Source organism: Jatrophihabitans lederbergiae, assembly GCF_031845305.1.
GTDB classification, from domain to species: Bacteria; Actinomycetota; Actinomycetes; order Mycobacteriales; family Jatrophihabitantaceae; genus Jatrophihabitans_A; species Jatrophihabitans_A lederbergiae.
The window spans coordinates 1-10,690 of record NZ_JAVREH010000083.1 but is presented as its reverse complement, the minus strand read 5'-3'; the positions used below and the strand labels follow the sequence as shown (position 1 = coordinate 10,690).

Annotated in this window: 9 protein-coding genes and 3 pseudogenes; 9 read left to right on the top strand and 3 right to left on the bottom strand. The window is 66.7% G+C overall.

Annotated elements, in window-relative coordinates:
• Together RM423_RS23215 and RM423_RS26085 are read left to right on the top strand one after the other, a co-directional pair.
• Positions 1-110: pseudogene (locus tag RM423_RS23215) on the top strand (IS30 family transposase); the annotation flags it as partial.
• Between the two features lie 138 nt (positions 111-248).
• Positions 249-815 (top strand): annotated as a pseudogene (locus tag RM423_RS26085) (recombinase family protein); the annotation flags it as partial.
• A gap of 1,166 nt (positions 816-1,981) precedes the next feature.
• On the opposite strand, the gene RM423_RS23205 reads toward RM423_RS26085, so the two are convergent.
• Together RM423_RS23205 and RM423_RS23200 are read right to left on the bottom strand one after the other, a co-directional pair.
• Positions 1,982-3,502, bottom strand: a complete 1,521-nt coding sequence (locus RM423_RS23205) for a purine-cytosine permease family protein (protein WP_311425421.1) — start codon at positions 3,500-3,502, stop codon at positions 1,982-1,984.
• The gene (locus RM423_RS23200) at positions 3,499-4,485 is read right to left on the bottom strand and encodes a flavin reductase (RefSeq protein ID WP_311425420.1); all 987 of its coding nucleotides are present in this window, start codon (positions 4,483-4,485) and stop codon (positions 3,499-3,501) included. Before RM423_RS23200 ends, RM423_RS23205 begins: the two co-directional genes overlap by 4 nt.
• Positions 4,486-4,743: 258 nt before the next feature.
• On the opposite strand from RM423_RS23200, the gene RM423_RS23195 reads away from it, so the two are divergent.
• The 7 genes from RM423_RS23195 to RM423_RS23165 are packed head-to-tail and all read left to right on the top strand — an operon-like array spanning position 4,744 to position 10,163.
• Entirely contained in the window at positions 4,744-5,394 is a 651-nt protein-coding gene (locus RM423_RS23195; protein ID WP_311425419.1) for an amino acid synthesis family protein, read from the top strand.
• Positions 5,391-5,942 (top strand): amino acid synthesis family protein, encoded by a 552-nt coding sequence (locus RM423_RS23190; RefSeq protein WP_311425418.1) that lies wholly within the window; start codon positions 5,391-5,393, stop codon positions 5,940-5,942. The genes RM423_RS23195 and RM423_RS23190 overlap by 4 nt, the downstream gene beginning before the upstream one ends.
• A 10-nt stretch (positions 5,943-5,952) precedes the next feature.
• Positions 5,953-6,684 (top strand): alpha/beta fold hydrolase, encoded by a 732-nt coding sequence (locus RM423_RS23185; protein ID WP_311425417.1) that lies wholly within the window; start codon positions 5,953-5,955, stop codon positions 6,682-6,684.
• Positions 6,677-8,164 (top strand): aldehyde dehydrogenase, encoded by a 1,488-nt coding sequence (locus RM423_RS23180; protein WP_311425416.1) that lies wholly within the window; start codon positions 6,677-6,679, stop codon positions 8,162-8,164. Before RM423_RS23185 ends, RM423_RS23180 begins: the two co-directional genes overlap by 8 nt.
• Positions 8,165-8,169: 5 nt before the next feature.
• Complete coding sequence (locus RM423_RS23175; RefSeq protein WP_311425415.1) at positions 8,170-8,391, top strand: tautomerase family protein; 222 nt, start codon at positions 8,170-8,172, stop codon at positions 8,389-8,391.
• Positions 8,388-9,071, top strand: a complete 684-nt coding sequence (locus tag RM423_RS23170; protein WP_311425414.1) for a GntR family transcriptional regulator — start codon at positions 8,388-8,390, stop codon at positions 9,069-9,071. Before RM423_RS23175 ends, RM423_RS23170 begins: the two co-directional genes overlap by 4 nt.
• 54 nt (positions 9,072-9,125) lie before the next feature.
• A complete protein-coding gene (locus tag RM423_RS23165; protein WP_311425413.1) occupies positions 9,126-10,163 on the top strand; it encodes an LLM class flavin-dependent oxidoreductase in 1,038 nt (345 codons plus the stop codon).
• Positions 10,164-10,247: 84 nt separating this feature from the next.
• On the opposite strand, the pseudogene RM423_RS23160 reads toward RM423_RS23165, so the two are convergent.
• Positions 10,248-10,484 (bottom strand): annotated as a pseudogene (locus tag RM423_RS23160) (cbb3-type cytochrome c oxidase subunit I); the annotation flags it as partial.
• Positions 10,485-10,690 lie beyond the last annotated feature (206 nt).

Below are 10,690 nucleotides of genomic sequence, written 5' to 3'. Positions count from 1 at the left end.
ACTCCGCCGAGGACCTCGACTGGGTCGCCCAGGAACTCAACGACCGCCCCCGCAAACGGCTAGCGTTCAAGAAGCCGAACGAACTGATCGGCGACCTGCTGTTGCAATGACCGCCAGAATCCGCCGACCCCCCTACGGGACGCCGATGGAGGATAGGTAAGCGCCCGTAGACGTTGGAGTGAGCCTGTCCCCTAAGGGCCGCCCGCTTTAACGCCCGGTGATGGTGCCTCATGTGGGACACTGCGGTGATGGGCGGCTTGCTGATCGGGTATGCGCGGGTGTCGACGGTGGAGCAGGATCTCACCGCTCAACGGGACGGGCTTGCCCGGTTGGGGGTTGAGGCGTCGCGGGTGTATGTCGATCACGGGCTGACTGGCACTAACCGAGCTAGGCCGGGGCTTCGTGAGGCAATGGCGGCGTGCCGGGCGGGGGACACCCTGACCGTCACCAAGCTGGACCGGTTGGCCCGGTCGTTGCCCGATGCCCGCGACATCGTTGATGAACTGACGCGTCGGGGTGGGAAGTTGAACCTCGGTGGTTCGGTGCATGATCCGGGCGATCCGGTGGGTCGGTTGTTGTTCAACGTGTTGGCGATGGTGGCGGAGTTCGAGTCGGACCTGATCCGGATGCGGACACGGGAGGGGATGGCTGTTGCCAAGGCCAAGGGCCGGTTGCGGGGTAAGCAACCGAAACTCAGCCCGAGCCAGGAGCGGCACCTCGTCGATCTGCACCGGGCCGGCGCGCACACCGGTGCCGAGCTGGCCGAGCTTTTCAACGTCGCCCGGTCCACGGTGTACCGGGCGGTCACCCGCGCCGGCGTGCCTCCAACCATCACCGCCGTGGTCGGCTCGCGGGCGGAGGTGCCCGCCGCGGGCGACCGGCACGCTGGTCATCGGCTGAAAGGAGAGGTGACCGGTGAGCTTGATCAGACCCAGACCCCGGCGCCGGTTCAGCTGGTGACCGGTCAGGGCCAGACCGCTTCAACAGGTCAAATAGTCCCTCAGTCCCGACCCGCTAAGGGCAGCGCTGGTAAGCCCGCGGCAAGAAAACACTCCCGTGGGAATGCGGCGCCGTTTGATGCCACGGCAGCGCGCCGCCGGCTGGGGATACTGCGCGGCGGGATCCGGGATCTGACCGAGGACTGGGCCAGCACCGAACAACTCATCCGCCACCTCTACGCCCGCCAGGTCGCCACCGACCCAGGACCGGACGCCGTCGCGATCGCACTAGGACTGCTGGAGGAAGCGCTGCGGGGCAGCACCCCGGTACCGGTGGGCATTCCACGCACCACCGACCCAACCGAACTCCGCACACTCCTCCGCACCGCCGAACGCGACTACGAACGGCTTCTCCGCGACCACCTCACCAGAGCCGCTCAGACACTCACCACCGCCCGCTCCTAGCCCGGCGTCGAGCAGCGGACTGAGCGGCCCGTTGCGGGAGTGGGCCACAGCAAGCCGTGGTCCTGCGGGGCCGATGTGGCCGCGTTCTCCAGATGCGCGAAGCGAACTCGCTCGCAGAGCCGGTTATCCACAAGCCCGGCGGTCGAGCCCATCGCGGGGGTGTCCGGCTTAGGTTCGAGGAGTTCCTCATCCGAGGGCGAGGCCGGCCAGGTGTCTCCGGCACCTGACCGCACCTTGAAGCCACTTGGCGTCGATGTTTACGCCGCCGGCCCGTTTCGGTTGGTGCAGCCCCGGCATCAGATCGGCTGTCCTCGCCGAAGCTGCTGGTCGTCATCGAGTGCTACCTCGTCGACGATGACACGACGGCGTTCCGGGTCAGCATCACCGCCGATGGTGCACTCAGCCTCGGTCGTGGCTTCTAATCGCTGAGTTGCTGACTAGCCGGAGTAACCGGAGTAACACGCCGTCGGGGGACTCGGTGTGCTTGCTCCCGGATCTAACCGAAGACAAAGACGGGACTGCAAGAGGAACCGTCGGATAAATTTCGACCGCACCACCACCCGGTTGACGGCGGCGCGCTAGTCCCGTTGCACCGTCCCGAGGGGAACCTCGTGTTCTAGGGGGCTGGCGCTGATGACGCCACCGTGGATCGGTGTTACTGCGTCGCTGTCGCTGGGGCCGCTCGCGGGCCCGACCGCGCTGGGGCCGCGACGATGCCACAACGGCGGCAGCTTGTGCACGAGGAGGAACACGATGGCCCCGACGGCGAAACCTACGAAGTAGGACAGGTCGCCAGAGTGCGGGTGGGCCTTCGCGAAGGGGCCGGTGTAGAAGGACAGTTCCCAGAAGGGAATGGAGGCCAGTGAGCCGACGAGCCAGGCGACGAAACCCCATTCAAGTATTCGACGGGTGTCGTAGAGTTCGCCGATCTTGGACCGGTCGTAACGCTTGTTGAGTACCCAGTCGAGCAGCAGGACCGCGCCGAAGGGGGCGATCAGGTATGCGCCGAGGAACAGGAACGTCTTGAATTTGGCCTCGAAGCCGTTGCCGGCCCAGAGGCTGATGACGTAGGCGACGGCGCAGATGAAAATCACCGCGGTGCGGCGACTGACGGGGATGCGCAAGGTCTGGATCGAAATGGCCCCGCCGTAGACGTTGAGGAAGTTCTGCGAGAACGACGACAGCAGGATGGTCAGCAGCGCGGGCACGGCCAACGAGCCGGTGAGCGTGTGCAAGGCATCAATCGGGGTCTGGCCACTGGCGGCCGACCCGCCGAGCAGCGCGCCGGCGATGCCCAGCCAGGACAGGGAGATGAAGTTGCCGGCGAAGGTCCATAGGCCGGTGGCGCGGCTGACCCGGTCGGTGTCGGGCAGGTAGCGCGAGTAGTCGGAGGCGAAGGGCCACCAGGCGATGAGGAAGGACAGGAAGTAGCCCATGAACGTGATCCAGCCGCCGGCGTGGCCGTAGGCGGCGACTCCGGCCTTGGATGCTGTATAGCCGTGGGAGCCGCGGTGAATCGCCACGATCGTGATCATCAGAAAGCCCGCGAACAGCACCACCGCGAGGATCCGCTGCAGGTAGTGGATCATGTTGTAGCCGTAGATCGCGACGACGAGTTGCAGTGAGACCAGTATCAGGGCGGCAAGCCAGAACGGAATGCCGTGCACGAGCGAGTGGGCGGCCTGCGCGCCGAGGATCACTGTCACGGCCGCCCAGCCAATGCCGGCGAAGACGTTGACGTAGGCAACCGGGGCAAAGTTGCCGAAGAAGCCGAGCGGACCGCGGGCCTGGACCTGCTGCGCGACGCCGAGTCGGCCGCCCATGCGCGACAGAATGCCCATCACGACCGACCCGGCGAACGAGCCGACCAAGATCGCCGTGACGGCGGAGGTAAGCGACAGGCCCATGCCGACGGCGTAAAAGCCGAGGACCATGATCGGAAAGTTCATGCCCGCGGCGAACCAGATGGACATCTGGGAGGTCGCCTTGCCGTGGCGTTCGGCGTCGGGGATGGCGTCGACGCCGTACGGTTCGACGGTCGCGACCTTGTCGCGGTATTGCCGGTCGGCGGGCGCGCTACCCGGCGAAACAGCGGTCATGACGATGCCTTTCCTGTCGGCCCTGGGCGGGTCGTGGACGGGGCCGCATCGAGCGGCCATAGGGCGTTGCTGTGGAAGAAACGTCCGGCCCGATAGATCATCGGGTCGTCGTCGGAAACCTCGGCGTGCCGAACTCGGCAGACGAAGATGGTGTGTGTTCGGGCCTGGAACCGTTCACGGATCTCGGCCTCGAGCGCGGCGGCCGACCCGTCGATCAGCGGGCTGCCGTGCGGCGCCGGGTGCCACGGCACCTGCGCGAACTTGTCCGGACCGGGATGCCCGAACACCGTGGCAATGTCTAGTTGCGCGGCGCTGAGCACGTTAATGCCGAGGCGGTCACTGGCGAACAGGAATGGATAGCTCGACGATGTCTTCTGCACGCAGACGAGCGCCAGCGGCGGTTCGAGCGAGATCGACGCGTAGGCGTTGACGGCGAGGCCCCGGGGTTGGTCGTCGTGGTCGCGGGTCGTGACGACAGTGACGCCGGTGACAAACTGCCGGTTGAACTGCTTGAGCACCTCGGGCGCCGGCCCGGCGCCGGTGTCGTCGGCGAGCCGGGCGACGTCGTCGCGCAGGGATCGCACGCCCAGGCAGGCCAGCATCTCGCTGCCGTCCCAGGTGACGGTTTCAACGAGGATCCGGCCGCGCGAAAGCGTGAGGTGGTTCGACCCCCTCGTCCGCACTCGCCGGCCGGTGGGCGGCACGCCGAGGAACGGTCGCTCATGCGTGCCCTCGGATGTCCAGAAGACCGCGGCGGTCCCGCCACCGAGGACGACGGAATCGGTAGTGGTCTGCAGGTCGGGGAAGCTCTCGCGGATCGCCACGATCTCGGCCTTGAACTCAGCCAGTGACATCTCGGTGCTCGAACCGCTGCTGCGGCGCACGTAGTCGGGGCTGGCGATGTCGTCCAGGGCGTCGACGTTTCCGTGATCCCAGGCTGCGGACCACGCCGATCTGAGCAGCTTCTCGGAGATCTGTTGCATGGCAGAAAGATAGAGCGTGCCATGCAACACGTCAATGCCTGAAGCGGAAACCTCAGCCGGCCTAACCGTGTGGAGCGAAAGGAGTGGCATAATGCCTGTAGCAGCGGCCCAACAATCACTTGCGAAAGCGTCTCCGACTGCTAGCCTCTAGTATGCAACAAACGGTGGCCGAGGGAGCAGATGCCGCATGATGTGCACGACGCGGCGGATGTCGGGAGGACCCGGCCGGCCCGTTTCCCGAGCCCAGGAGAGGACGCGATGGTCGCATCAGTTCTGCACGGTGACGCTGTGATGTCGCAGCCCGCGCCGCTCCCCCTCGCGCTGCGCAAGATCGTGGCGTCCTGTGAGCAGGTGCTGCATGAGAACGGCACGCGACCTGCTCGGTCGACGTTGCGAGCCGTCGCCTCGGCCGTCGTGACCAATCCCTGGGGCGACACCGATGCGGGCCGCGACCTCACGCCCGAGGTCGAATTGTTCGCGCCGCAACTGGCCAAACTGCTCACCGACCGGTTGCTGCGCCTACTTGGCGGCGCCGAGGCGATCGAGGCCTTCGGCAAGGGGGCCATCGTAGGCACGGCCGGCGAGATCGAGCACGGCGGTGCGCTGATCCACACGCCCTACTTCGGCAACCTGGTGCGCGACTTCCTCCACGGCGAGTCAATCATTTGCTTCGCCGATGCACGTGCCGACGCCGGTCAGAGCCTCGCCGTCCCGATGTGGAACAAGACGCACGCAGCTACCCGCAGCCACTATCAGACGATCACCGCAACCATCCCGGATGCGCCGCGCGCCGACGAGATCATGGTCATCGTCGCCGCCTCGACCGGCCCGAGGCCCCATCCGCGAATCGGTGACCGGAGCACCGACAAGCCCATCAGCGCAGCCATCCTGGAGGATCGAGCATCGTGAACGTCCGCAAGCTGGTCACCATCGTCGAGGAGATCTACCGTGAGGGTGGCCGCGAGGTCATCCCCGTCGCGAGAGTCGCCGTCGTCGCGGCCGTGATCGACAACCCATGGGCGCGGCAGGGGTTCGTCGAGGATCTCGGTCCGGGCATCGAAGCCAACGCCTCCCAGCTCGGCGAGCTGCTCGCGCCGCTGGTTGTGCAGGCGCTGGGCGCGGCGCCGGAGGCATACGGCAAGGGTGCCGTCGTCGGGCTCGACGGTGAGGTCGAGCACGGGTCGGCGTTGATCCACACGCTCAAGTTCGGCGACCACTTCCGTAAGGCGGCGAACGCGACCACGCTGCTGCCGGCCGTCGAAAAGCGCGGTCCGGCCGGCGTCTCGTTCGACGTCCCGATGAAACACATCACCGACGCGACCATCCGCTCGCACCATCAGACGGTGGAGGTACGCGTACCTGATGCTCCGCATCCCGGTGAGATCGTCATCGCGTTGGCCGCCGCGGCGCAGGGACGCCCCCAGCAGCGACTGGCGTCGCTGACGACCGAGCAGTAAGGCGCTGCAGGTGATTTCGACACGTCTGGTGCTGCTTCACGGAGTCGGGCTCGATCACAGCATGTGGCAGCCCGTCGTCGCGGCGCTGCCGTCAGACGTCGTGGTCTGGGCGCCGGACCTACTCGGTCACGGCGCCAACCCCCCGGCCCCCCAGCACACGACACTGACCGACCTGGCGGCGTCGGTGGTCGGGGGGCTGCGCCCGGGCGACAACCTTGTCGGGTTTTCCCTCGGCGCTCTAGTAGCCCAGCACATCGCGCGGTATGAGCCGACCCTGGTCGCGACTCTGACCAATGTCAGCTCCGTGTGCCAGCGCACCGCTAGCGAGCGATCGAGAGTGCTCGACCGGCTCGCCGGCGCAACGGGCGATTTCCCGAGCAGCGTCGCAGCCTCCCTCGAAAGGTGGTATCGCGGCACATCGGTCGGTGCCGATGCCGTCGAGCGCACCAGGGTGACGCTGCTGGCCAACGACGTCGGTTCCTACCTCAGCTGCTACCGCGTGTTCGCCACCGCCGACGCCGAGATCGGTCCCGAACTGCCGCGCATTACCGCGCCGAGCCTGGCGATCACCGGCGAGCTGGACACCGGATCGACGCCGGAGATGTCACAACGGCTAGCCGACGCCATCCCCGGCTGCAGCCTCGTCGTCGTGCCCGGAGCGCGGCACCTGCTTCCCGTCCAAAACCCACGAGCCGTCGCCGATGCCGTGACGGCCTTCCTTGGAGAGATCGCTCATGCCTGAGAACCAACGTCACGGCCATTTCATCGCCGGTGAGACGGTTCAGCCGTCATCGGGGGAGTACTTCGACAGCCTCAACCCCGCCACCGGCGAGGTGCTCTACCAGGCGGCTCGAGGCAACGCCGAGGACGTCGCACGAGCCGTCCACGCGGCGCGCCGCGCGTTCGAGGACACCCGGTGGCGCGGCCTGAGCCAGACCCGCCGCGGGCGGTTGCTGCGTGCACTGGGCGACGTCATCGCCGAGCACGCCGACGAGCTCGCACACATCGAGACCTACGACAACGGCAAGTTGCTGCGCGAGATGCGCGGCCAGATGGCCGCCCTGCCGGAATACCTGTATTACTACGCCGGACTGGCGGATAAGATCCAGGGCGACGTCATCCCGGCCTCCGACCGTCGCCTACTGAACTACACGCTGCGTGAACCGCTCGGCGTCGTCGGTGCGATCACCCCGTGGAACTCGCCGCTGACGCTGACCACCAGCAAGCTCGCGCCCGCGCTGTGTGCCGGCAACACCATCGTGATCAAACCGTCGGAGTACACGTCGGCCTCGGTGCTGCGGCTGGCCGAGCTCGCGATCGAGGCCGGGTTGCCGCCCGGGGTCGTGAACGTCGTCACCGGCTTCGGCGCTGAGGCCGGGCAGGCTCTGGTCGACCATCCCGACCTGACCAAGATCTCCTTCACCGGCAGCACCCAAACCGGCGCGCGCATTGCAAGCGCAGCCGCCTCCCGGTTCATTGGGTCGACGCTGGAACTGGGCGGCAAGTCGCCCAACATCGTGTTCGCGGACGCCGATCTGCACAACGCCTCCATGGGCGTGGTGGCCGGGATCTTCGCCGCCGCGGGGCAGACGTGCATCGCCGGCAGCCGAGTGTTCGTCCAGAAGGGCGTGTACGACGAGCTGCTCGAACGGGTCACCGCGCGCGCCCGCAGCATCCGCATCGGCGACCCGCTCGCCGACGCCACCGAACTCGGGCCACTGGCCTTCGCCGCCCAGCGCGACAAGGTCGCAGGTTACGTCGATCTGGGCCGCGAGGAGGGGGCCACCGTGCTGGTCGGCGGCCGGGCCACCGACGCCGGCCTCGGTGGTTACTTCTACGAACCCACCGTCCTCACCGATGTCACCAACGACATGCGAGTCGTGCGCGAGGAGATCTTCGGCCCGGTCGCCGCGGTGATGCCCTTCGACGACGAGGACGACGTCGTGCGGCTGGCCAACGACACCGACTTCGGCCTCGCCGCTGGCGTGTGGACCAGCAACCTCGCCCGCGCACACCGGATGGCCGCCCGGCTCGACGCCGGCACGGTATGGGTCAACACCTACCGCGCCATGTCGCCGATGTCGCCGCGCCAGGGTTTCAAAAACAGCGGCGCGGGCGTCGAGCATGGCACCGAGACGATCCGCGACTACACCCGTCTCAAGAGCGTCTGGATCAACACCGACGAAGACCCAATGGCCGACCCGTTCGTAATGCGGAGCTGATCACCATGCCGCTAGTCGAAGTGACACTCGGAGCCGGGCGCACCGACGGACAGCTGCGCGCGCTCATTCACGCCCTGCACGACGCGGTCGCCAGCACAGTGAACGCTCGCTCCGAGCACATCCGCGTCATCATCCGCGAGGTGCCACGCACGCACTGGGCCACCGGCGATCTCACGCTCGCCGAAAGTGACGCCCGCACGGATCAGACAACGGAGCCCAGGCAATGACACGCAGCACCGACGAAGCGCCCACCGCCCGGGCAAACGGCAGCGCGGCGCTGCTGCCTCGCCTACGGGAGCTCGTTCTATCCGGGGACTACCAACCCGATGAACCGCTGTCCGAAGTGCGTCTCGCCGATCATTTCCAGGTGAGCCGCACGCCCGTCCGCGAAGCGCTCAAGCAGCTGCAGGTCGAAGGGCTCGTCGAGATCCGCCCGAAGGTCGGCACCTTCGTGCGGCGCATCACCCGCCGCGAGATCGTCGAGATGTTCGAGCTCAAGGAGGTGTTCGAAGGCATGGCCGCCCGTCTCATGGCCCGCCGCAGCCCCACCGATGAGCTCACCCTGCTCGACGCGAACGTCCGGGCGTCCGAGCGCGCGCTTTCCCGCGGCGACATCGACGGTTACCCACCGCTGGTGCATGACTTCCACGAGACGCTGCTGTGTGGCGCGGACAACCGCAAGCTCGAGGCGCACTACCGCACGCTCATGAATCAGCTCGCCTACCACCGCATGATCGTCAATACCGTCGCTCACCCGGGCCGACTGGCCCGTTCGGTCGACGAGCACCGGCTCGTCGCCGAGCTCATCCGGGAGAAGGACGGGGTAGGCGCCGAACTCGCTATGCGCGCCCACGTCTCCGCGTCCGCCCATGAGGCGATGTCTGACCTGCTCGCGCTACGCGATTAGCGCGCTCACACATTCGACACACCCGGTCCGCACTGACGAAAGGATCAAAATCCGATGCGCTTCTCACTGTTCGCCCACATGGAACGCTGGGACGATCAGATCAGCCACAGGCAACTATTCGAGAACCTGTGCGAGCTGACACTGATGGCCGAGGCCGGCGGCTTCTCCACCGTCTGGATCGGCGAACACCACGCCATGGAGTACACCATCGCGCCGAGCCCGATGCCGCTGTTGTCCTACCTCGCGGGGAAGACCACCACTATCCGCCTCGGAGCTGGCACCATCGTCGCGCCCTTCTGGAATCCGATCCGCGCCGCAGGCGAGTGCGCGCTCCTCGATGTCATCAGCAACGGCCGCGCCGAGATCGGCATCGCCCGCGGTGCTTACCAGTTCGAATTCGACCGGCTCGCCGGCGGAATGCCGGTCGCGGACGGCGGCGCGTACCTGCGCGAGCTCGTCCCGGCGGTCCGCGAGCTGTGGGCCGGCGACTACGCCCACGACGGCGCGATTTGGAAATTCCCCACCTCGACCAGCGTGCCCAAACCGATCCAGCAGCCGCACCCGCCTATGTGGGTCGCCGCCCGCAGCCCGGAGTCTCACGAGTTCGCCATCGAGAACGGCTGCAACGTCATGGTCACACCCCTGATGAAGGGCGACGAGGAGGTCGTCGACCTCACGCGAAAGTTCGACGACGCACTAGCCAAGCACCCCGACACGCCCCGACCGGACCTGATGGTCCTGCGGCACACGTATCTCCACTCGGACGAGGACGGCTGGCGCGAGGGCGCCGCGGCCGTCAGCCGGTACTACCGGACCTTCGACGCCTGGGCCGGCAACAAAACCACTCCCGTCAACGGGTTCCTCGACCCGTCGCCGGAGGAGAAGTTCGCCGACCGCCCCGAATTCGCGCCCGAGGCGCTGCACAAAACAGCCATGATCGGAACCCCAGACGAGGTGATCGAGCGCATCCGCCGCTACGCCGACCTCGGCGTCGACGAATTCAGCATCTGGGCTGACAACGGCATGACCCACAACCAGAAGAAGCAGTCGCTGCAACTGTTCATCGATCACGTCGTGCCGGCCTTCAGCTGAATCAGAGTGAACTCCGCCCATAGGCAAGCTGGTGTTGGCGACGCCTAGCCAGCCGCTGATGGTTCCAACCGATTCCGGGTAAATAACCAAGGGTGTCGCAAAAAACAGCAGCATGATAGTTCCGTGCATGGTGAACAGCTGGTTGTACTGTTCCGTCGACAGGAATTGCATTCCCGGGCGGGCCAGTTCGGCACGCATCAGCAACGCCATAAGTCCGCCGATCATGAACAGAATCCAAGCGGTAACCATGTATATCCGCCCGATCACCTTGTGATCGGTCGTACGCAACAGCGACAGAAACCTGCTCGACGCGGTGTTCACAGCCGACCTCGCCGCCTTCGGCGCGCAAAGCCCGACGCTCGCCCAGCGCTACCGGACGAAGTAGCCGCGAGGGCCACCACCTAGCCCGAAACTTTCACGCGGCGCCTGTTGATCGTCGTTCTTGGGGCGGCAGCCTCTGTGGTTTCCGATTGTGCCGTGCGGGCAGGACAGTTTGGCCGAGGTCGCTCGGTGCGCCGGTTCCACGT

What these genes read in the sequence shown, in the direction of transcription:
- RM423_RS23165 (WP_311425413.1), top strand. Translation starts at nt 9,126, where the DNA reads ATGCGCTTCTCACTGTTCGCCCACATGGAACGCTGGGACGATCAGATC.
- RM423_RS23180 (WP_311425416.1), top strand. Translation starts at nt 6,677, where the DNA reads ATGCCTGAGAACCAACGTCACGGCCATTTCATCGCCGGTGAGACGGTT.
- RM423_RS23170 (WP_311425414.1), top strand. Translation starts at nt 8,388, where the DNA reads ATGACACGCAGCACCGACGAAGCGCCCACCGCCCGGGCAAACGGCAGC.
- RM423_RS23175 (WP_311425415.1), top strand. Translation starts at nt 8,170, where the DNA reads ATGCCGCTAGTCGAAGTGACACTCGGAGCCGGGCGCACCGACGGACAG.
- RM423_RS23205 (WP_311425421.1), bottom strand. Translation starts at nt 3,502, where the DNA reads ATGACCGCTGTTTCGCCGGGTAGCGCGCCCGCCGACCGGCAATACCGC.
- RM423_RS23200 (WP_311425420.1), bottom strand. Translation starts at nt 4,485, where the DNA reads ATGCAACAGATCTCCGAGAAGCTGCTCAGATCGGCGTGGTCCGCAGCC.
- RM423_RS23195 (WP_311425419.1), top strand. Translation starts at nt 4,744, where the DNA reads ATGGTCGCATCAGTTCTGCACGGTGACGCTGTGATGTCGCAGCCCGCG.